Annotated in this window: 20 protein-coding genes; 9 read left to right on the top strand and 11 right to left on the bottom strand. The window is 66.9% G+C overall.

Annotated features, from left to right (window positions below; genetic code table 11):
• Positions 1-8: 8 nt before the first annotated feature.
• The 4 genes from U1707_RS05675 to groES form a co-directional block, all read right to left on the bottom strand.
• Positions 9-467 (bottom strand): hypothetical protein, encoded by a 459-nt coding sequence (locus U1707_RS05675; RefSeq protein ID WP_332799135.1) that lies wholly within the window; start codon positions 465-467, stop codon positions 9-11.
• 34 nt (positions 468-501) lie between these two features.
• Positions 502-1,461 (bottom strand): sigma factor-like helix-turn-helix DNA-binding protein, encoded by a 960-nt coding sequence (locus U1707_RS05670; RefSeq protein ID WP_332799134.1) that lies wholly within the window; start codon positions 1,459-1,461, stop codon positions 502-504.
• Positions 1,462-1,800: 339 nt separating this feature from the next.
• A complete protein-coding gene (gene groL, locus U1707_RS05665) occupies positions 1,801-3,444 on the bottom strand; it encodes a chaperonin GroEL (protein WP_056052034.1) in 1,644 nt (547 codons plus the stop codon).
• A 66-nt stretch (positions 3,445-3,510) separates the two neighbouring features.
• On the bottom strand, positions 3,511-3,798 hold the full coding sequence (gene groES / locus U1707_RS05660; protein WP_056052039.1) for a co-chaperone GroES: 288 nt from the start codon (positions 3,796-3,798) through the stop codon (positions 3,511-3,513).
• Between the two features lie 492 nt (positions 3,799-4,290).
• Between groES and sppA the strand changes: the two genes are divergently transcribed.
• Complete coding sequence (gene sppA / locus U1707_RS05655; RefSeq protein WP_332799133.1) at positions 4,291-6,237, top strand: signal peptide peptidase SppA; 1,947 nt, start codon at positions 4,291-4,293, stop codon at positions 6,235-6,237.
• 2 nt (positions 6,238-6,239) lie between these two features.
• Positions 6,240-6,833: a GNAT family N-acetyltransferase gene (locus U1707_RS05650; protein ID WP_332799132.1), complete on the top strand. Its 594-nt coding sequence runs from the start codon at positions 6,240-6,242 to the stop codon at positions 6,831-6,833.
• Positions 6,834-7,140: 307 nt separating this feature from the next.
• On the opposite strand, the gene U1707_RS05645 is transcribed toward U1707_RS05650, so the two are convergent.
• Positions 7,141-7,779: a trimeric intracellular cation channel family protein gene (locus tag U1707_RS05645; protein WP_332799131.1), complete on the bottom strand. Its 639-nt coding sequence runs from the start codon at positions 7,777-7,779 to the stop codon at positions 7,141-7,143.
• A 161-nt stretch (positions 7,780-7,940) separates the two neighbouring features.
• Here U1707_RS05645 and U1707_RS05640 point away from each other — a divergent pair, with 161 nt between their 5' ends.
• From U1707_RS05640 to U1707_RS05630, 3 genes are all read left to right on the top strand, one after another.
• Positions 7,941-8,246, top strand: coding sequence for a glycine zipper 2TM domain-containing protein (locus U1707_RS05640; RefSeq protein WP_131583811.1), 306 nt, complete (start codon positions 7,941-7,943; stop codon positions 8,244-8,246).
• Positions 8,247-8,348: 102 nt separating this feature from the next.
• Positions 8,349-8,777, top strand: a complete 429-nt coding sequence (locus U1707_RS05635; RefSeq protein WP_332799130.1) for an OsmC family protein — start codon at positions 8,349-8,351, stop codon at positions 8,775-8,777.
• Between the two features lie 111 nt (positions 8,778-8,888).
• Positions 8,889-9,488: a glycine zipper 2TM domain-containing protein gene (locus tag U1707_RS05630; protein WP_332799129.1), complete on the top strand. Its 600-nt coding sequence runs from the start codon at positions 8,889-8,891 to the stop codon at positions 9,486-9,488.
• Between the two features lie 55 nt (positions 9,489-9,543).
• Here U1707_RS05630 and U1707_RS05625 read toward each other — a convergent pair whose 3' ends face one another.
• The gene (locus tag U1707_RS05625) at positions 9,544-9,765 is read right to left on the bottom strand and encodes a hypothetical protein (RefSeq protein WP_332799128.1); all 222 of its coding nucleotides are present in this window, start codon (positions 9,763-9,765) and stop codon (positions 9,544-9,546) included.
• A 157-nt stretch (positions 9,766-9,922) separates the two neighbouring features.
• On the opposite strand from U1707_RS05625, the gene U1707_RS05620 reads away from it, so the two are divergent.
• A complete protein-coding gene (locus U1707_RS05620) occupies positions 9,923-10,648 on the top strand; it encodes a hypothetical protein (protein ID WP_332799127.1) in 726 nt (241 codons plus the stop codon).
• A gap of 16 nt (positions 10,649-10,664) precedes the next feature.
• Here U1707_RS05620 and U1707_RS05615 read toward each other — a convergent pair whose 3' ends face one another.
• Entirely contained in the window at positions 10,665-11,708 is a 1,044-nt protein-coding gene (locus U1707_RS05615) for a CaiB/BaiF CoA transferase family protein (RefSeq protein WP_332799126.1), read from the bottom strand.
• Positions 11,709-11,890: 182 nt separating this feature from the next.
• On the opposite strand from U1707_RS05615, the gene U1707_RS05610 reads away from it, so the two are divergent.
• The 3 genes from U1707_RS05610 to U1707_RS05600 all read left to right on the top strand — a co-directional run bounded on the left by U1707_RS05610 (position 11,891) and on the right by U1707_RS05600 (position 14,872).
• A complete protein-coding gene (locus U1707_RS05610; RefSeq protein ID WP_332799125.1) occupies positions 11,891-13,534 on the top strand; it encodes a Na+/H+ antiporter in 1,644 nt (547 codons plus the stop codon).
• Between the two features lie 69 nt (positions 13,535-13,603).
• Entirely contained in the window at positions 13,604-13,825 is a 222-nt protein-coding gene (locus U1707_RS05605; RefSeq protein WP_332799124.1) for a hypothetical protein, read from the top strand.
• An 84-nt stretch (positions 13,826-13,909) separates the two neighbouring features.
• Complete coding sequence (locus U1707_RS05600) at positions 13,910-14,872, top strand: 2-hydroxyacid dehydrogenase (RefSeq protein ID WP_332799123.1); 963 nt, start codon at positions 13,910-13,912, stop codon at positions 14,870-14,872.
• Between the two features lie 2 nt (positions 14,873-14,874).
• Here U1707_RS05600 and U1707_RS05595 read toward each other — a convergent pair whose 3' ends face one another.
• From U1707_RS05595 to uxuA, 4 genes are read right to left on the bottom strand one after another with little or no spacing between them, the layout of a single operon-like run.
• Entirely contained in the window at positions 14,875-15,879 is a 1,005-nt protein-coding gene (locus U1707_RS05595; protein ID WP_332799122.1) for a sugar kinase, read from the bottom strand.
• Positions 15,876-17,330, bottom strand: coding sequence for a mannitol dehydrogenase family protein (locus U1707_RS05590; RefSeq protein ID WP_332799121.1), 1,455 nt, complete (start codon positions 17,328-17,330; stop codon positions 15,876-15,878). The genes U1707_RS05595 and U1707_RS05590 overlap by 4 nt, the downstream gene beginning before the upstream one ends.
• Entirely contained in the window at positions 17,327-18,739 is a 1,413-nt protein-coding gene (uxaC, locus tag U1707_RS05585; protein WP_332799120.1) for a glucuronate isomerase, read from the bottom strand. Before uxaC ends, U1707_RS05590 begins: the two co-directional genes overlap by 4 nt.
• Positions 18,736-19,920 (bottom strand): mannonate dehydratase, encoded by a 1,185-nt coding sequence (uxuA, locus tag U1707_RS05580; protein ID WP_332799119.1) that lies wholly within the window; start codon positions 19,918-19,920, stop codon positions 18,736-18,738. Before uxuA ends, uxaC begins: the two co-directional genes overlap by 4 nt.
• Between the last annotated feature and the right edge of the window lie 255 nt (positions 19,921-20,175).

Genomic DNA, 20,175 nt, shown 5'->3' with positions numbered 1-20,175 from the left:
ATATCACTTCAGCGTATCGTCGGATCTTGCCGGCTCCAATCGAGATCCCAGCCCTTTGCCCGGATCCGTTGCGAGTGCCTGGCTGTCCCGATCACGAGAAGCAGAACGATGGGATAACTCCATGCCGCGGAGAGCAGCGCGTAGACGAGCCGGATCACATCGGGGCTGATCGCTCTGGCCAGATGCGCCCCGGTCCCCAACGCGTGAAGCGCGGTGACCCAGGCCGGCCAGAAACGATCGGCGCTCAGCGTGATCCCGATCATGACTGCGAGCAGGATCAGGTCGACGATCATGACGCCCAGTTCCAACCCCGAAAACAGGGAAGTCACGTTGCGCTCGACGATACCGGTCGACAGCGCCGCGATCAGCAACGCCAGCCCCGTCAGCCGCTCCGGTGCGCCACCCCGCAGGATGGCATAGCCCGAAGCCGCCAACTGTATCGTGTAGAAGATCAGGACCCGATCCAACTTTACCCTCCGAAGCAGGACCGTACGTGGTCGATCAGGCGACCGCGGCGAGGCGAAGTGGCGGGTCTGCGCGCAAGGCACCTTCGTTCGGCGGGCATTCGGCGGTGTCGCCATAGCCGTAGAACTGGCCAAGCCCGATGTCCGTCCGGACCTGGACGAGCGCGTGATGCGCCTCGACGAACCGCTGGCGCGCGGTGATGATGTCGAGCGAGGCCTGAGAGATCATTTGCAACGCGGCGACACCCGTGCCGACCGGCAGGTTGGCGGCGACACGTTGTTGCAGCAGCGTCGCCACGCACGACGCGGCGAGCATGGCTGCCTCGTCGACGGCGGCTTCGGCCTTCAGGAATTGCAGCGTGACCGCGTCGGTCGCGGTGCGGCGTTCTTTCAGCATCGTTATTCTCCCCCTTGGCGCCGCCGTAGCCGGACCGTGTATCGGAGCAGTATGGTTGCGGTTCGACCGCAACAGGCTGGTCAGCGTCATCGCCATGTTCACGATCGCCATCGAGGTAATGGCGATCAGACCCATGAGTCCGATCAATCTGACGATCCTGTCGCCCTTCGAAATCCGGTTCCGCGCTGTGCCGATCGGCCCGCCTGGCTGGGACATTCCCATGAAGCGGCGAACGAGCCCCCACGGCTCGATCTGGTCGACCTTTGGCGGTGGGGACGGGGGAATGGGAACGTCGATTGGTTCGGATGGGAGCCGTTCGTACGTCAAAATGGGTGTATCTGCAGGCGGTGCTTCGTCGCTCGGCGGGCGTTCCGGCGTGATGACGCTGTCCTGCAACCCCTCATGCTCCTGGAGCCGCCGTGCCGCCTCGAACCGCGTGCCGACGCCGAGAATCTGGATCGCCCGCTCGATCCGCTTGTCGATCGCCGACGGCGACACGCCGAAGATCGCCGCGATTTCCTTCGAGTTGTGATGCGTCAACACAAGCCGCAAGCACGCGCGCTGAGCTTCGGTCAGTTGATCGATGCGTCCTGGCGTCATGCGGCGGTAGTAGCGCTATCGTAGCGCGGTTGCACCTCCCGAGTGGCCGTGTCCGGGACGATGTCGACGATTGCGGATGGTATACACATCGCGGGTATTCTGGCCGGATCGGTCCGGTTGCTTTGCGTAAAGCCCGATGATCCGCGCTTGTCTTCGAACGACAAACAAAGGGCCGGGGATTGCTCCCCAGCCCTTTGCCTTGGTCGGTGGTTTGGCTTGGAACCGAGCATCGGCGGAGCCGCTGCTTTCGTCGGACGGGATCGGTGGCTTGCGCCGCCGACCCGCCGGCCGTCCTCGGGCAGGATTATAGCCAGTCTGGCTATAATCCTGCCCTTCGGATCAGAAGTCCATGCCGCCCATGCCGCCCATGCCGCCGCCGCCCATGGGCATGGCGGGCTTGTCTTCGGCCATTTCGCTCACGGCCGCTTCGGTCGTGATCAGGAGGCCTGCAACCGATGCTGCGTTCTGCAGCGCGGTGCGGACGACCTTGGTCGGATCGATCACGCCGGCTTCCACGAGGTTCTCGTAGGTGTCGGTCGCGGCGTTGAAGCCGATGTTCGAGTCGTTGCCGTCGAGCAGCTTGCCCGAAACCACCGCACCGTCATGACCGGCATTCTGAGCGATCTGGCGAACCAGAGCCGTCAGCGACTTGCGGACGATATCGATACCGCGCGTCTGGTCGTCGTTCGCACCCTCTAGGCCGTCAAGCGCCTTGGTTGCGTACAGCAGGGCCGTACCGCCGCCGGGGACGATGCCTTCTTCGACGGCTGCGCGGGTTGCGTGCAGCGCGTCGTCGACGCGGTCCTTGCGCTCCTTGACTTCGACTTCCGAAGAACCGCCGACCTTGATCACGGCAACGCCGCCGGCAAGCTTGGCGAGACGCTCCTGGAGCTTCTCCTTGTCGTAGTCGCTGGTCGTGTTCTCGATCTGCTGGCGGATCGCTTCGGTGCGGCCCTTGATCGTGTCGTGATCGCCGGCACCGTCGACGATGACGGTGTTGTCCTTGTCGATCGTAACGCGCTTGGCGGTGCCGAGCATGCCGAGCGTGACGGTCTCGAGCTTGATGCCGAGGTCTTCCGAGATCATCTCGCCCTTGGTCAGGATCGCGATGTCCTCGAGCATCGCCTTGCGACGATCGCCGAAGCCCGGTGCCTTGACCGCTGCGACCTTCAGGCCGCCGCGCAGCTTGTTGACGACGAGCGTGGCCAGAGCCTCACCCTCGATGTCCTCGGCGATGATCAGGAGCGGACGACCCGACTGAACGACGGCTTCCAGGATCGGGAGCATCGCCTGCAGGTTCGAGAGCTTCTTCTCGTGGATCAGGATGTAGGGATCCTGAAGCTCGACGGTCATCTTCTCGGGGTTGGTGATGAAGTACGGCGACAGATAGCCGCGGTCGAACTGCATGCCCTCGACGACGTCGAGCTCGAATTCGAGACCCTTCGCTTCCTCGACGGTGATCACGCCTTCCTTGCCGACCTTCTCCATGGCTTCGGCGATCTTCTCGCCGACTTCACGGTCGCCGTTTGCCGAGATGATACCGACCTGCGCCACTTCCTTCGAACCCGAAACCGGCTTCGAACGCGCCTTGACGTCCTCGACGACCTTGATGACGGCGAGATCGATGCCGCGCTTCAGGTCCATCGGGTTCATGCCCGCTGCGACCGACTTCATGCCCTCGCGGACGATGGCCTGCGCCAGAACCGTCGCGGTGGTGGTGCCGTCACCGGCGATGTCGTTGGTCTTCGAGGCCACTTCGCGCAGCATCTGCGCACCCATGTTCTCGAACTTGTCCTTGAGCTCGATCTCCTTGGCGACGGTGACGCCGTCCTTGGTGATGCGCGGTGCGCCGAAGCTCTTGTCGATGACGACGTTGCGGCCCTTGGGGCCCAAGGTCACCTTGACTGCGTCGGCGAGGATGTCGACGCCGCGGAGGATGCGCTCACGCGCGTCACGACCGAATTTTACGTCCTTGGAAGCCATGTCAGCTGCCCTTTCGCATAAGTTGAAAAGTCACGATAAGGTTACACTTAGGTAACCCGGCAGAAGTCAGCCGACGATCCCGAGGATGTCGGATTCCTTCATGATCAGAAGGTCTTCGCCGTCGACCTTGACCTCGGTGCCCGACCATTTGCCGAACAGGATCTTGTCGCCGGTCTTGACGTCGAGCGGGGTGATCGTGCCGTTCTCGGCGCGGGTGCCGGTGCCGATGGCGACGACTTCGCCTTCCTGCGGCTTTTCCTTGGCGGTGTCGGGGATGATGATGCCGCCAGCCGTCTTCTCTTCGGCTTCGAGGCGCTTCACCAGCACGCGATCATGCAACGGACGAAAGTTCATGGGATCCATGTCCTTTTGGGATTGTGACAGATTTCTGGCACTCAGGGATCCCGAGTGCCAACGAACGGCATATGTGTCCGGTGGGCGGCCATGTCAAAGGTTCCGGGGGCGAATTTTTTCGGGCGGGCGTGGGTTTCGGGCATCGTGGCTGAGGGGTCGATACTTGTTCTGATAACCGCACTGGCGTTCTCCTGCGCACGCAGGAGTCCAGGGTGACGGAGGGCGGTGCTTGGTATCCTGGGCTCCTGCGTTCGCAGGAGAACACTCGGGCGGTTCGATGCTCCCTTCTGCCCCCCTTCCGCTTGCGGGAGGGGTCGGGGGAGGGGTTTTTCGGGCGGGATGCTCGTGGGACTCCCCTCCCCTAACCCCTCCCGCAAGCGGGAGGGGGACTCTGTAGCGCTCGGGTAAATGCGAGGACTCGAACGCCCGCCTGTGTTGGCACCGTAATACAGGGCATTTACCTCCGTCCACGCATGCTCTAGCTCTCGTGCCATGACCGATACCGCTGCGCCGTCCTACACCCCCTCCTATGTCGATCCCGCCCGCCCCCCGCGGAAGAAATGGCGACTTGTCCGGGGCGTGTGGAAGTTCCTCGTGGCGATCAAGGACGCGCTCGTCCTGATCGCGATGCTGTTGTTCTTGGGGCTGGTCTTCGCGGCGCTCAACGCGCGGCCGGGGACCAAGCCGATCAAGGACGGCGCGCTGGTGCTCGACCTCAACGGGTCGATCGTCGAGCAGCCCGAGGAACAGGCAGCCTTCGCCGCCCTGTCGGGGCAGAGCACGACTCGCCAGTTCCGCCTGCGCGACGTGGTCCGCTCGATCGACACCGCGCGGACCGATGCGCGCGTGAAGGTGCTGGTGCTCGATCTCGACAGCTTCGGCGGTGCCTATCCCGCAGCCCTGGGCGAAGTCGGCGACGCGCTGGCGCGGGTGCGGGCGAGCGGCAAGCCGGTGCTGGCCTATGCGACCGCGTACACCGATGGCGGCTATCGCTTGGCCGCGAACGCGAGCGAGGTCTGGGTCAATCCGCTGGGCGGCACGATCTTCATGGGACCGGGCGGAAACCAGCTCTATTACAAGGGCCTGATCGACAAGCTCGGCGTCAACGCGCACGTCTACCGCGTCGGCCGCTACAAGTCGTTCGTCGAACCCTACACGCGCGCCGACCAGAGCGACGACGCGAAAGCGGCGAGCACCGCGCTGTACGGCACGCTGTTCGCGCAGTGGCGCGAGGCCGTTGCGAAGGCACGCCCCAAGGCGCAGATCGCACAGTTCCTGAGCGCGCCCGACAAGATCATCATCGCCGCGAACGGCAGCGTCGCCGAAGCGAACCTGCGCGCCGGGATCGTCGACAAGCTCGGCGACCGCACCGCATTCGGGCGGCGCGTCGCGGAGATCGCCGGGTCGGACGACAAGAAGCCCGCGGGCAATTACAACGCGATCAAATACGACGCCTGGGTGAGGGCGAACCCGTTGCCGACCGGCGGCGACGCGATCGGCGTGCTGACGATCGCCGGCGAGATCGTCGACGGCGAGAGCGGTCCCGGCAAGGCGGCGGGCAAGACGATCGAGAAGGCGGTGCTCGACGGGCTCGCGAAGAAGACGCTGAAGGCGCTGGTCGTGCGCGTCGATTCGCCGGGTGGTTCGGTGCTGGCGTCGGAACAGATCCGGCTCGCGATCCTCGAGGCCAAGCGGCAGAAACTGCCCGTGGTCGTTTCGATGGGCGGGCTCGCGGCAAGCGGCGGATACTGGGTGTCGACGCCCGCCGACGTGATCTTTGCCGAGCCGGGCACGATCACCGGCTCGATCGGCATTTTCGGCGTCATCCCGACCTTCGAGAACGCGCTCGCCAAGATCGGCGTGACCAGCGACGGCGTGAAGACCACGCCGCTGTCGGGCCAGCCCGATGTCGTCGGCGGCACCACGCCGATGTTCGACGCGATCGCACAGGCCGGCATCGAGAACGGCTATCGCGAGTTCGTCGCGCGCGTGGCGGCGTCGCGAAAGATGACGCCGGCGCGGGTCGACGCGATCGGCCAGGGCCGCGTCTGGGATGGCGGCACCGCGCGGCAGATCGGCCTGGTCGACCGGTTCGGCACGTTGCAGGATGCGATCGACGAAGCGGCAAAGCGCGCCAAGCTCGATCCGGCCAAGGTGCATGCCGAATATCTGGAAAAGAAGCCGGGCTTCCTCGCGACGATCGCGCAGGATTTCGGCAATGACGGTTCGGACGATGACGCAGGCGGTGGCGATGCGTTCGCGCATGTCGCGGCGGACCGGCGCCAGATGCTCGCGCGCGCGGTGGGCGACATGAAGCGACTGGCGACGTCGGGATCGATCCAGGCGCGCTGTTTGGAGTGCGGCGGCATGGGGCCGACGACGGCTGGCATCGGCGATGCGAAGCTGCTCGACCTGTTGCTGGCGCGCATCGGGTTCTGAGGATGGCGGCGCCTGCGAACGGAGGGGGTATCGTGATCCGGGCTGCCCGGCTCGCAGATGCTGCCTCGATCGCGGCGATCTATGCGCCGCACGTGCTGGTCGGGACGGTATCGTTCGAGACCGAGGCGCCCGATGCGGAGGAAATGCGGGCGCGGATGGCCGCGTCGGACGGGCTGTATCCGTGGCTGGTGGCGACGACTGGCGATGATGGCGGCGCTGAAGGTGGTGTGCTGGCCTATGCCTATGCGTCCGCGTTCCACAAGCGCGCGGCGTATCGGTTCGCATGCGAAACCACCATCTACGTCGCGGACGCGGCGCAGCGGCGGGGCGTGGGCCGGCGGCTGTACGCGGTGCTGATCGACACGCTGCGCGCGCAAGGGTTCACGCAGGCGATCGGCGCGATCGCGCTGCCCAACGACGGCTCGGTCATGCTGCACGAAGCGGCCGGTTTTCGCCGCACGGGGGGATATCGCGAGGTCGGGTACAAGAATGGGCAGTGGATCGACGTGGGGCACTGGCGATATGCGCTGAACGAGTCTGCGGTGCCGCCGATGGAGTTGAAGCGGTTTGCGGATGTTGGCGTGGTGCTGGGGTGATGGCACCGACCTTGTCGGCACACCTCTTAGCAATCCGTAAAATAGACGCCCGCTAGATATCCACCCCGGCGAAGGCCGGGGGCCAATTGGGAGACGTCGCAACGGCGGACTGCGCTTCGTTACTGCGACCTCACCAATTGGGCCCCGGCCTTCGCCGGGGTGGTGTAGGGTAGCGATAGGACTGGGCTGGACGGACGAGGGACCGGACCCTTGCTAAAGTCCGGCCGCCCTCCTTGTTCTCCCGCGAAGGCGGGAGCCCAGTCTGGATCCCCGCCTTCGCGGGGAAACACGGTAAAAAGCGGGCAGGCTAGCGGCTTCCACCATACGCCGGCAGCGCCAGGTGGAAACGGATCGCGGCCGCCCTCAGCGTGAACCCGGCGCTCGCCGCAATGACAGCGGCCCATCCGAGCGGAACGCCGGCCAGCACCAGCCCAACGTAACTCGTCGCGGCCAGCGCCGCCGCGGTCACATAGAGTTCGGGTCGCATCAGGATCGACGGTTCGCCCGCCAGCACGTCGCGGATGATGCCGCCGACGCACGCCGTCATCACCCCCATCAGCGCCGCGGGCACGGGCGGGATCCCGTAGCCGAGCGCCTTGGCCGCGCCGTAGACCGCGTATGCCGCGAGCCCGACCGCATCGAACCAGCCCAGTGCCTCGTCCTTCCACCAACGCTCGGGCGTCACCCAGATCAGCAGCGCCACGCTCAGGCAGACGCTCGCCGCGCGCGCGTCGTGGACCCAGAACACCGGCGCGCCGATCAACAGGTCGCGCACCGTGCCGCCGCCGACGCCCGTGATCAGGCCGAAGAACACGAGCGTCACGACGGTCTGGCCGCGCTTGGCCGCTGCCAGCGCACCCGAAGCGGCGAACACCGCGAGACCGGCGAGGTCGAGCCACGGCGCAGCGACGGGCAGAATCTCGACAGGCAGGGGGACGGGCAACATGCAGGCGGCGTAACCGCCGCGCCGGTACCGGTAAAGGACAAGCGCCGGACCGCGGCGCAATACTGTGAGCCAACATGAACGCGGTGTTGTTTTCGGTTCATGAAACCAGCGGTATAGTCTCCTCGTTACGCTATCAGATCAATTCACTAGGGAGTTTACTCATGCGGAAGTTCATCCTCGCACTCGGCTGCAGCGCCATGGTCCTGCCAACCGTCCTCATCCCGGTTTCTGCCGCAGACGCCCGCGATCGTCGCGAATGGCGTGGTCGTGACGGCCGCGTCTATTGCAAGAAGAGCAACGGCACGACCGGGACGATCATCGGCGGCGTCGGCGGTGCCCTGCTCGGCCGTACGGTCGACACCCGCGGCGACCGTACGGTCGGCACGCTCGGTGGTGCGGTGCTCGGCGGTCTTGCCGGTCGCGCGATCGACAAGGGCACGAGCAACAACAATCGTCGTTGCCGCTAAGTCGGAAAAATACTGCGTCGCTATTTCGGTAGTCGCGCGTTGTGAGAGGGCGTCGTGGGAAACCACGGCGCCTTTTTTCTTGTCCAGCGAAGGATCAAAACGATGACCACACGCAGCGGTTCGGCAAAGTATGACGGTCTCGGCAAGAGCGGCAAGGGCCATGTCTCGACGCAATCGGGCGTGTTGTCCGACAGCCCCTACGGCTTCAACACGCGGTTCGAGAACGAGCCGGGCACCAACCCCGAGGAGCTGATCGCGGCGGCGCATGCGTCGTGCTTCACGATGGCGCTGAGCTTCGCGCTGGCGGGCAAGGGCTATGAGGCCGGCACGCTGGAGACGTCGGCGAAGGTGACGCTCGACAAGGACGGCGATGGCTTCAAGATCACCAAGTCGGCGCTGACGCTGAACGCCAAGATCGACGGTATCACCAAGGAAGAGTTCGAGGCGATCGCCGCGGACGCCAAGGCGAATTGCCCGGTGTCGAAGGTCCTCAATGCCGAGATCACGCTTGAGCACAACCTGGCCGCATAAAAGCGCCTGATCTCAGATACCTGTCGGCCGGCTGAATGCGACGTAGTTTGCGGTTCACGCAACCCGCGCATCGGCCGGCCGTTCTCTTTCCATACTATCGGGAGAGAGATCATGCGTATTGCCATTCTGTCGGCGGCCCTTGCCGCCACCGCGTTCGGCGCAATCCCCGCGACCGCGCAATCGACGGTCCGCGGTGCCAATCGCGAGTATAACGACCAGGTCCGCGACGCGCAGCGCGATTATCGTCGCGACGTGCGCGATGCCGATTCGCGCGGCGACGTGCGTGACGCCCGCCGCGAATACCGCGAGGAGGTGCGCGATGCCCGCCAGGACCGCCGCGGCGATATCCGTGACATCCGCCAGGATCGCCGCAACGACGGGCGCAACTGGCAGCAGTATCGCGGCTATGACTATAATCGGTACGAGCGTGGCCAGCGCGGCTATTTCGCCGACCGCTATTACCGCGACGGGCGCTATTACCAGGAGCGGCGTCTCGGCCGGAACGACCGCATCTATCGCGGCGGCAACGGGCGCTATTATTGCCGTCGCAGCGACGGGACAACGGGCCTGATCGTCGGTGGGCTTGCCGGCGGTGCGCTGGGCAACGTCATCGCGGGCGGCGGTTCGCGACTGCTCGGTACGCTGATCGGCGCGGGCGGTGGCGCGGTGCTCGGCTCGTCGATCGACCGCGGCAACGTCCGCTGTCGTTGATCCGGCACCGGTGTAAGTCAGGAGGGCCCGGTGGAAACGCCGGGCCCTTCTTGCGTCAGATGATGCCGCCGCCGAGGCTGAGGCGGATGGCGAAGACGATGATCAGGACGATGTTGAGGTTGCGCCCGCCGCTGCTCGACGACAGCGCGCCGACTGCGGCGCCGACGATCCCGATCGGGATGACGAGCCAGTTCATCCAGCCGAGTAGCGGAATGAAGGCGACGAGGCCGAGCACCAGGGTGACGAGGCCGATGAGGATCGAGACGATGTTCAGCATAAGATGAACATGGCGGGTCGGACCGGTTCGGACAAGATCGACGTCGCGTGACCATCCGTGCGGTGATGCGGAGTGCACGGCGGCACACGCGGGCAGTTCGCCTGCGCGATTGCGGAAAACGCTTTCTTCACCGTCGTCGGTGCATAGGATGCGAGTGATGACTTTCCCCCTGCGCTCCGCACTTCTGCTCCCGCTCGCGCTCGCCGCCTGCAACCGGTCGTCGACCGATCAGCAGGATCTCAACAGCCTCGATGCCGAACTGATCAACGGCACGCGCGATCCGGCGCTGACGTCGTCGTTGGGCGGCCAGATCATGGTCGATCCGCGACTGGCGCAATCGTCGAATACCGGTGCGGTGCGCCCGCCGCCGCAGCCCATGACGGGTGCGGTACCCGCGGACGCGGCGTTGCCGAGGGATCCGGTCGATCCGGCGACGCTGAAACGCGCACCGGCGGCGTCGAACGACTGCCCGGAATGCAAATCGGCGGACGGCGCGCTGACCCTGGGCGCGCTCGCCGAGCGGCAGAAGACGCCGGATGCCGGGGTCTGTGCGCAGAAGATCGGCTATTCGGCGGGGTGGGCGAACCGGTTGCCGGCGGACCTGCCGCTGTATCCGGCGGCGCGGTTGTCCGAGGCGGCGGGCGCGGACAAGGACGGGTGTCGCCTGCGGGTCGTGAGCTTTGCGAGCAGCGCGCCGATGCAGAAGATGCTCGATTATTATTATACCAGGGCGACCGCGGCCGGATATTCGGCGGGGCATAGCAGCGACGGACGCCAGCATGTGCTGGGCGGGGTGCGGGGCAACGACGCGTATGTCGTGTATGTGCGGGCACGGACCGGCGGCGGTAGCGACGTGGATATGGTCTCGAACGCGGGACGGTAACGGCCGTCTCTTCAGGCTAGTCCAGAGCTGGGGCTGAAAAGCGGGGCGCCGGCGCCGGATACCCGTCGACGAAGGTGCCGCGTGCGACGTTGTGCGGATGGTGCGGCGCTTCGGCGAGATCGAGGACGGGCGTGACGCAGGCATCGGTGCCGGCGAAATGCTCCGCCCAGGCGTCGCGCGGGCGGGTCGCGAACGCGGCCTCGAACGCGGCGGCCATCTCGGGCCAGCGGGTGCGGTCGTGCTGCACCGCGCGCCAGTCCGCGACGTCCAGCCCGGCGAGCAGCGCCGCGAAGAATTGCGGCTCGATCGCGCCGACCGCGACATGCCTGCCGTCCGCGCATGCATAACAGCGGTAGAAGGGCGCACCGCCGTCGAGCAGATTGGACGCGCGCCGGTCGCTCCATTGGCCGGCCGCGTGCAACGTGAAGAACAGGCTCGACAGCAATGCGGCGCCGTCGGTCATCGCCGCGTCGACCACCCTGCCCGGCCCACCGCCACGCGCCGCCAGCACGCCGGCAACGACGCCGAGCGCGAGCATCATCGCCCCGCCGCCGTAATCGCCGACAAGATTTAGCGGCGGTATCGGTCGTTCGGCCGGGCCGATCGCGTGCAGCGCCCCGGTGAGCGCGAGATAGTTTATGTCGTGCCCGGCCTCCTGCGCCAGCGGTCCGGTCTGGCCCCACCCCGTCATGCGGCCATAGACGAGCGTCGGATTGACCGCGTGACAGTCGGCAGGACCAAGGCCGAGCCGCTCCATCACCCCCGGCCGCGTCCCCTCCAGCAGCGCATCCGCCGCCGCGACGAGCGCCAGCGCGTCGGCACGCCCCGCCTCGGTCTTCAGGTCGAGTTCGACGCTGCGCCGGCCACGTCCCAGGGCCGGCCCATCGGCGCTGGGGCTATAGGCGCGACCGGGCCGGACGATGCGGACGATCTGCGCGCCCATGTCGCCGAGCATCATCGCCGCGAACGGCACCGGCCCGATTGCATCGAACTCGACGATCATGACGCCGGCAAGCGGCCCCGCCATTCCCATACCTGTGCCCGTATCGCTGTCGCCCATGCGCTGTTCCGATCCGTCAATCGTGCGGCCAGCGCGGTGCTGGAAACACGGGTTCTGCCTGAACGCCGCGTCGGACGCTATGTGGTCCTGCGCAGTTTTCCCCCGCGCTTTCGGTCCGCGCGGGGTTGTTCTACCCCGACCGCGCCCGGTACTGACGAGCGTGTCGACCCTGGGAGTGCCGCTTGGAAGCCGTATCGATCGTCCTGTTCCTGTTGCTCGCCGTGGTGATGAGCGGCGCGATGTCGCGCATGATCCCGGTGTCGGTGCCCACGCCGCTGGTACAAATCCTGCTCGGCGCGGTCATCGGGCTGTCGACGTCCTACCGCGTGGCGCTCGATCCCGAGCTGTTCCTGCTGCTGTTCCTGCCGCCGCTGCTGTTCCTCGACGGCTGGCGGATTCCCAAGGACGAACTGCTGAAGGATCTGTCGGTCGTCGTCGAACTCGCGCTCGGGCTGGTTCTGCTGACGGTGGTCGGGATGGGGTTCTTCATCCACTGGATGATCCCGGCGATGCCGTTGGCGGTAGCGTTCGCACTGGCCGCCGTCGTCTCCCCGACCGATCCGATCGCGGTGTCGGCGATTGCTGCACGCGTGCCGATCCCGAAGCGGATGATGCACATCCTCGAAGGCGAATCGCTGCTGAACGATGCCTCGGGGCTGGTGTGCCTGCGCTTCGCGATCGCAGCGGCGCTGACGGGGACGTTCTCGGCATCCGCGGCGGCGACCAACTTCATCTGGGTGGCAGGGATCGGTATTGCCGTCGGCATCATCGTCACGCTCGCCGCTACGCGCGCCAAAGCCTGGGTATCGCGGCGGTTCGGCGAAGAGCCCGGCTCGCAGATCCTGGTCAGCCTGCTGATCCCGTTCGGGTCGTATCTGATGGCCGAGCATCTGCACGCCTCGGGCATCCTCGCGGCGGTTGCGGCGGGCGTGACGATGACCTTCGCGGAGATCTCGCGACAGGCGCTGGCCGCCACCCGGATGCGCCGAAACTCGGTGTGGGACACGATCCAGTTCGCGCTCAACGGGATCATCTTCGTGCTGCTGGGCGAACAGCTTCCCGCCATTCTCGCAGGCGCCAAGGCGACGGTACTGCTGACCGGGCATCACGGCACGTGGTGGCTCGGCGTGTACGTGCTGGCGATCGTCGCGGGACTGGCGACGTTGCGGTTCGGCTGGGTGTGGATTTCGCTGCGGCTGACGTTGCTGCGACGCCGGCACCGCGGCTCGGACAAGCCCGAATACAGCCCCGACTGGCGACTGGTGGCGGCGATGTCGCTGGCCGGCGTGCGCGGCGCGATCACCCTCGCAGGTGTCCTCACCATCCCGCTGACGATGACGGACGGCACGGCGTTTCCGGCGCGCGATCTTGCGATCTTCCTCGCAGCCGGGGTGATCATCGTATCGCTCGCCGTCGCCAGCATCGCCTTGCCGATCCTGCTCAACGGTCTGACCATGCCGCCCGAGCCCTCGTTGCAGGCCGAGGAGGATGCCGCGCGCGTCGCGGCCGCGGAGGCGGCGATCGGGGCCATCGAGGTCGCGCAACACACGCTCGCCACCCGCGAGGGCAAGGCCGATTTCTACACCGCCGCCGGTACGCGGGTCATGGACCTCTACCGCGAGCGGATCGAGAGCCGCACCGGGTCCGCCAAGGCATCGGCGGAGGCGCGGCTTCAGGACCAGCTCGAACGCAGCTTCCGGCTGACCGGCATCAAGGCCGAACGCGCCTCGGTCGTCGAGCGGGTCCGCGACCGGCGCATCGGCAGCGCCACGGCACAGAAGATGATGCGGGAACTGGATTTGCTCGAAGCCCGCTACCGGGTGTGATCCTTCTGCTTGTCGGCAACGCTCGCTAAGGGCCTTTCGAACGATCACGGATTTCTAAAGGCGACACACATGGCAACGACCGTCATTACCCCCAGCGGCCCCGGCGCGATGGAAGCGGGGCTGATCCTCGACGAAGACGGCCAGCGGTTCGTCGTCCTGACCTTCAAGGAGCCCAAGGGCGAGCCGACGCTGGTCACGTTCACGGTTCCGGTCTTCCAGAACTATGTCCAGCACCTCGTCCGGACGGCGGCCGCCGCCAACGAGGAGGCGAATTGGGGCATTCCCGGCTGATTGGCTGCACGGTTTGGCGGCGCTAGAGGCCAAGATCGTGCGGAAGGGGATGCCGGCGCACCGCGTGGCGGCTAAAGTCGCGGCATGAGCCTTCCAGAGATACTGATACCCGCCCCCATGTTGCCGGGCGTCGCCGACGCGTTGCGCGAGCGGTTCGTCGTCCACCAATTATGGGACCATGCGGATTCCGATGCCTTCCTGGCTACGGTGGCGCCCCGCATCCGTGGCCTCGCGGCGAGTTCGCTGGCGGGGCGGATCGGCAGCGACTGGTTCGACCGGTTGCCCGCGCTGGAGATCGTCGCCAATTTCGGCGTCGGGTATGACGGAATCGATGCGGAGGCCGCGGCCACGCGCGGGATCGTCGTCACCAATACGCCCGGCGTGCTGGACGAGGAGGTCGCCGACCTGACCGTCGGACTGTTGCTGGCGACGTTGCGCCGCATTCCTCAGGCCGACCGCCATGTCCGCACCGGCGCATGGGCGCAAAATCCCTTTCCGCTGTCGCCGACGTTGCGGGGCCGGCGGATCGGCATCTTCGGGCTCGGCGCGATCGGCAAGGCGGTGGCGCGGCGGCTCGAGGCGTTCGGCGTGAGCGTCGCCTATCACGGCCGGTCGCAGCAGACGGACATCGGCTATGACTATCACGCGACGCCGGTCGCGCTGGCCGCGACGTGCGACGTGCTGATCGCGATCGTGCCCGGCGGACAGGGGACGCAGCATCTGGTGGACGCCGCCGTCCTGGAGGCGCTCGGTCGGGAGGGCGTCTTCATCAACGTCGCACGGGGCAGCGTGGTCGACCAGGACGCGCTGATCGCCGCCCTGCAAGCCGGCACGATCCTCGCGGCGGGGCTCGACGTCTATGCCGACGAGCCGAACGTCCCCGATGCCTTGCGCGAACTCCCCAACACGGTGTTGCTGCCGCATATCGGCTCGGCCTCGCAGCAGACGCGCGACGCGATGGGCAAGCTTGTCGTCGACAATCTTTGCGCGTGGTTCGATAGCGGCAGGGCACTCACGCCGGTTTCGGAAACGCCGAACCCGGCCTGAGTTCAGCGCCGAACGTCGACAGGCGTTCCGGTGAAGGCGGCGAGATCGGCCAGCGCCGTCCGGCTGTGATCGCCCGCCGTCGCATGCTTGAGCGCAGCCAGCGCCAGGCCGCACCGGGCAGCGGCTTCGCAACCATCGTCGAGGCGCGACAGCACGCCGGCGGCGAACGCGTCGCCGGTGCCGATCCGGTCGACGATCTGGGTGACGAGGATCGTCTCGGTCTCGAAAGCCTCGTCGCGGCGATCGACCCGAGCGGACAGTTCGTGCGTGTCGGCGTCGATGACGCGGCGCGCGGTCGAGGCGATGCAGGTCAGGCTCGGGAACCGCGCGAACGCCGCCTCGCACGCGCGGCGTCGGGCGTCGGACGTGTCGCCGGCGAAATCCTCGCCGAGCAGCAGCGAGATATCGCGGTGACTGCCGAACAGCAGGTCCGCGCCGGCGACGTGATCGAGCAGGATCTGTTGCGGATCGGCGCACCAGCGCGCCCACATGCTCGCGCGGAAATTGCCGTCGAACGAGACTTTCAGGCCGGCCGCCTTCGCCGCGGCGATCGCGTCGAGCGACAGGCGCGCGGCGTCCGGGCCGATCGCGGGAATGATCCCCGACAGGTGCAGCCAGTCCACGCCGTGAAGTAGCGCGGGCCAGTCATAGGCGTCGGACGGCGTCACCGCGAAACTGCTGTCGAGGCGGTCGTAGATGATATGCGCGCCACGCGGACCGCTCGGCGGCGACAGGAAATACAGGCCCAACCGGCCGTCGGTGCGCTTTACGCGCGCGACATCTACGCCGGCGGCGCGGACCGACTCCAGCGCGGCGTCACCGAGCGATCCGTGCGGCAGGGTCGTGACCACCGCAGCGGGTTCGCCGATCCGCGCGAGCGCGACCGCGACGTTCGCCTCGGCGCCGCCGAAATGCGCGTCGAGCCGTGCTTCCTGAAACAGGTGTCCGCGATCGGGTGCTGCGAGGCGCAGCAGCATCTCGCCGAAACAAAGCACCGGGCCGGTCATGCTTCAAACTCCCGTATCGCTGCACGCAGCGCGGCCCGTGGACCTTCCGCGCGCCATGTTGCAACGGATTGGGCGAGCGAATCGACGATCGCGTCGTCGAACTGTGCGGGGAATATGCCGAGCTCGGTGACGAAGCGCGTAACGACCTGCCGCGGATCGCCCGCGGACTCGGCCCAGATCGCGGCGAAACGTTCGCGCAACGGATCGTCGGAGATGTGCGGGGCGTCGGCGGTGTAGGCGATCCATGCGGCGATGCTCAGGCTGTGCCGCGGACTGTCCAGCCCTTGTGCCAGCCGGTCGGTCACCGTCGCGATCCAGCGTTGCGGCAGCTTCTGCGATCCATCCATCGCGATCTGATCGAGCCGGTGATGCAGATCGGCGTTGGCGAAGCGATCGAGGATCGCGGCGATATACGCGTCCGGATCGAGTCCCGCGGCCGCGGTCAGGCTCGGCACCGCTTCGTCCTGCATCTGCGCGACGACGAACGCGCGCAACAGCGGGTCGGCGATCGCCTCATGGACGAACGCATGGCCGAGTTGCAGCCCGACATAGGCGAGCGTCGAATGGCTCGCGTTCAACAGCCGCAGCTTGGCGAGTTCGAACGGCGCGACGTCGTCGACGATCTGCGCGCCCGCGGTTTCCCAGGCGGGACGCGGGCCGGCGAAGCGGTCCTCGATCACCCATTGCCGGAACGGCTCGGTGACGATAGCCGCGGCATCGTCGACACCGATCGCCGCCGCTACGCTCGCGCGCTCGGCTTGCGTCGACGCCGGCACGATCCGGTCGATCATCGTATCGGGGGCCGCGACATGCGCGCGGACCCACGCGCCCAGATCGGGATCGCGGCGATCGACGAACGCAGTCAGCAGGCTCATCAACAGCGCGCCGTTGCCCGACAGATTGTCGCACGAGACGAGCGTGAGCCCTCCCGCTCCCGTGCCGCGCCGCCGATCGAGCGCCGCCGCGAGATAGCCGAAGATCGTCCGTGGCACGCCGCCGCCGAGATCGTTGGCGATCGCGGGATCGTCGGTGAGCAGCGCGCCGCTCGCCGGGTGCCGGTAATAGCCTTTTTCGGTGACCGTCAGCGTGACGACGTGCGTGTCGGCGTCGGCCAGCGCGGCGATCACGGCTTCCGGATCTTCGGCAGCCACCAAGAGCGTGTCGATCGCGGTGATCAGCCGGGTCGAGGTCGCGCCGTTCGCCCGTTCGGTCACGGTGTATAAGCCGTCCTGCGGCGCGAGTGTGTCGCGGACCTGCGGCGAGCGCAGCGAAACGCCGGTGATCCGCCAGCCGTCGTCGGCCGTCATCGCATCCTGCGTGTAGACCGCCTGGTGCGCGCGGTGGAACGCGCCGATCCCGAGATGGACGATCCGCCGCACGGGTGCGTCCGATGCAGCGGGCTGCGCAACGTTTTTACCGAGCGCCGCAAGGTTGTCGTGGGACAACCTCACAGCCGGTACGCCTTGCGCACGAGATCGTTGGTCAACTGGTGCGCAAGGTCCGCCGCCTCCCAATCCTCCAGCCGGTGCTCCGCGACCAGCCGCGCGAGGAAGCCGCAATCGACCCGCCGTGCGACATCGTGCCGCGCCGGGATCGAGAGGAACGCACGCGTATCGTCGTTGAAGCCGACGGTGTTGTAGAAGCCCGCTGTCTCGGTGGTCATCTCGCGGAACCGCCGCATGCCCTCCGGACTGTCGTGGAACCACCAGGCCGGCCCCAGCTTCAGGCACGGATAATGGCCCGCGAGCGGTGCCAGCTCCCGCGCGTAGACGCTCTCGTCGAGCGTGAAGAGGATGATCGACAACTCGGTCGAGGTGCCGAACCGGTCGAGCAGTGGCTTCAAGGCATGGACGTAATCGGTGCGCCCGGGAATGTCGGCGCCCTTGTCGCGACCGTGGCTGGCGAACAGCCCGGCATTGTGGTTGCGGACCGAGCCGGGGTGGATCTGCATGACCATGCCGTCCTCGATGCTCATCGCCGCCATTTCGGTGAGCATCTGTGCGCGGAAGAGTTCGGCGTCAGCGGTGGTCCAGGCGTTGCCGACGATGCGCGCGAACAGCGCTTCGCACTCGGGCGGCGACAGGTTGGCGGTCGCGGCGGTCGGGTGGCCGTGATCGGTTGCGGTCGCGCCGGCCGCGCGGAAATCGGCGCGGCGCTTGCGGTGCGCGGCGAGATAGCCCTGCCAGCTATACACGTCCTCGCCGGTCAGCTCGCCGAACCGCCGCAGCGCGCCTGCGAACTGCTCATGCTCGACGTCGATGACGCCATCGGGTCGGTAGGTCGTCACGACGCGGCCGTTCCAGTCGCTCGCCTGGATGCGGTGATGTGCGTCGAGGCTGTCGTGCGCGCCTTCGGTGGTGGCGAGGAAATCGATCCGGAACCTGTCGAACAGCGCGCGCGGGCGGAACGCCTCGGTCGCGAGCTTTTCGCCGATCGTGTCGAAATACAGGTCCGCGGTGGCCGGCTCGAACGCGACGTCGAACCCGAACACCTCGGCGAACACATGATCGAGCCACATCCGCGACGGCGTGCCGCGGAACAGCGGGTAATGCGCCGCGAGCGTCCGCCACGCCGACCGCGGATCGGCAGTGGGCGCGCCATCGAGACGCGGGATCGTCAGCGCATCCAGGTCGACGCCCTGGCTGTACAGCATCCGGAACAGGTAATGATCGGGCGCGAGCAGCAGCGAGGTCGCGTCGGTCCAGTTGCGGTCGTCGGCGAACCACGTCGGATCGGTGTGGCCGTGCGGGCTGACGATCGGCAGGTCGGCGATCTCCGCATACAGCGCGCGGGCGATGGCTCGCGTGGTCGGATCGGCGGGAAACAGCCGGTCGGGATGAAGTTCGAGGGGACGGGTCATGCCACTACTCCTGCCGCATAGGCGATGCCGCGTTCAAGTCCGCGCAGTTCGGCGAGTCCGCGCATCCGGCCGAGCAGCGAATAGCCCGGATTGGTCGTGCGCGTCAGGTCGTCGAGCATTTGATGCCCATGATCGGGCCGCATCGGAATGCTGCGCCCCTCGCGCACCGACAGTCGGTGGATCGCCGCCACCACCGCCGCCATGCCGGCATCGCCCTCGAGATGATCGGCCTCGTGGAACGCGCCATCAGCCTCGCGCTGGACCGAACGCAGGTGGACGAAGCCAATCCGCGCGCCGAGTCGGTCGACCATGCCGGGCAGGTCGTTGTCGGCGCGCACGCCGAACGAGCCGGTGCACAGGCACAGACCGTTCGATGCGTTCGGCACGCGGGCAAAGAGATCGGTCACGTCGGCCTCGGTGCTGACGATGCGGGGCAGTCCGAAGATCGGAAACGGCGGATCGTCGGGATGCACGACCAGCGCGATCCCGAGTTCGTCGGCGAGCGGACACACCGCGTCGAGAAACGCGACGTGATTGTCGCGCAGACGGGCGGCATCGATGTCGGCATAGGTCTCGATCGCCTGGAGAAACGCTGCGGACGTAAAGCCTTCTTCGCTGCCCGGCAGGCCGGCGATAATCGTGCGTTCGAGATGCGCTCGCGCCGCCTCGTCCATCCCGGCAAAGCGGTCCGCCGCAGCAGCCCGCACCGCCGCGTCGTAGCTGTCCTCGGCGCCCGGTCGTTGCAGGATGAACAGGTCGTACACCGCGACCGCGATCGCCTCGAAGCGCAGCGCGCGCGATCCGTCGGGCAGTTCCCAGCCGAGATCGGTCCGCGTCCAATCGAGCAGCGGCATGAAGTTATAGGTGACGACGCGGATGCCGCACGCCGCCAGATTGCGCAGGCTCTGCCGATACGCTTCGATCAGTCGGTCCCAGTCGGCCGAGCGGGTCTTGATACCCTCGTCGACCGGCAGGCTCTCGACCACCGTCCAGTCGAGACCGGCGTCCTGCACCAGCTGCTTGCGCGCCGCGATCGCCGCGCGTGTCCAGACTTCGCCGTTCGGAACCTCGTGCAGCGCGGTCACCACCTCGGTCGCGCCGGATTGGCGGATACCCTGCAAGGACACCGGATCGTTCGGCCCGAACCACCGCATCGTCTGGGTCATCAGACTCTGGGTCATCAACACGCTATTCATTGCTCTCAAACCCTCGAAACCGCTTGCGGCGTACCGCGCAGCAAACTCCACGGCACCACCGCCGCAATCCGGTATCGGTGCCACACTCGAACGCCCCCGCGTGCGCCGCCGGAGCGACCGGGCGACAGGTTGGCACCGTCGCGGGCATGGCGACGACTGCGACGCGCGCAGCTGCGACAGATCCCGTCTGCACAACCCTCTTCTTGCTGGCAGCTTAGCTAGCGCAAATCGGCCTTACCA

The sequence above is a fragment of the Sphingomonas sandaracina genome (assembly GCF_036663695.1).
Classification (GTDB): Bacteria; Pseudomonadota; Alphaproteobacteria; order Sphingomonadales; family Sphingomonadaceae; genus Sphingomonas.
The sequence above is the reverse complement of the archived record's forward strand: the minus strand, read 5'-3'. Positions and strand labels throughout refer to the sequence as shown.

What these genes read in the sequence shown, in the direction of transcription:
- U1707_RS05670 (WP_332799134.1), bottom strand. Translation starts at nt 1,461, where the DNA reads ATGACGCCAGGACGCATCGATCAACTGACCGAAGCTCAGCGCGCGTGC.
- U1707_RS05630 (WP_332799129.1), top strand. Translation starts at nt 8,889, where the DNA reads ATGCGTATTGCCATTCTGTCGGCGGCCCTTGCCGCCACCGCGTTCGGC.
- sppA (WP_332799133.1), top strand. Translation starts at nt 4,291, where the DNA reads ATGACCGATACCGCTGCGCCGTCCTACACCCCCTCCTATGTCGATCCC.
- U1707_RS05600 (WP_332799123.1), top strand. Translation starts at nt 13,910, where the DNA reads ATGAGCCTTCCAGAGATACTGATACCCGCCCCCATGTTGCCGGGCGTC.
- U1707_RS05640 (WP_131583811.1), top strand. Translation starts at nt 7,941, where the DNA reads ATGCGGAAGTTCATCCTCGCACTCGGCTGCAGCGCCATGGTCCTGCCA.
- uxaC (WP_332799120.1), bottom strand. Translation starts at nt 18,739, where the DNA reads ATGACCCGTCCCCTCGAACTTCATCCCGACCGGCTGTTTCCCGCCGAT.
- groL (WP_056052034.1), bottom strand. Translation starts at nt 3,444, where the DNA reads ATGGCTTCCAAGGACGTAAAATTCGGTCGTGACGCGCGTGAGCGCATC.
- groES (WP_056052039.1), bottom strand. Translation starts at nt 3,798, where the DNA reads ATGAACTTTCGTCCGTTGCATGATCGCGTGCTGGTGAAGCGCCTCGAA.
- uxuA (WP_332799119.1), bottom strand. Translation starts at nt 19,920, where the DNA reads ATGACCCAGAGTCTGATGACCCAGACGATGCGGTGGTTCGGGCCGAAC.
- U1707_RS05625 (WP_332799128.1), bottom strand. Translation starts at nt 9,765, where the DNA reads ATGCTGAACATCGTCTCGATCCTCATCGGCCTCGTCACCCTGGTGCTC.
- U1707_RS05635 (WP_332799130.1), top strand. Translation starts at nt 8,349, where the DNA reads ATGACCACACGCAGCGGTTCGGCAAAGTATGACGGTCTCGGCAAGAGC.
- U1707_RS05645 (WP_332799131.1), bottom strand. Translation starts at nt 7,779, where the DNA reads ATGTTGCCCGTCCCCCTGCCTGTCGAGATTCTGCCCGTCGCTGCGCCG.
- U1707_RS05620 (WP_332799127.1), top strand. Translation starts at nt 9,923, where the DNA reads ATGACTTTCCCCCTGCGCTCCGCACTTCTGCTCCCGCTCGCGCTCGCC.
- U1707_RS05650 (WP_332799132.1), top strand. Translation starts at nt 6,240, where the DNA reads ATGGCGGCGCCTGCGAACGGAGGGGGTATCGTGATCCGGGCTGCCCGG.
- U1707_RS05615 (WP_332799126.1), bottom strand. Translation starts at nt 11,708, where the DNA reads ATGGGCGACAGCGATACGGGCACAGGTATGGGAATGGCGGGGCCGCTT.
- U1707_RS05605 (WP_332799124.1), top strand. Translation starts at nt 13,604, where the DNA reads ATGGCAACGACCGTCATTACCCCCAGCGGCCCCGGCGCGATGGAAGCG.
- U1707_RS05595 (WP_332799122.1), bottom strand. Translation starts at nt 15,879, where the DNA reads ATGACCGGCCCGGTGCTTTGTTTCGGCGAGATGCTGCTGCGCCTCGCA.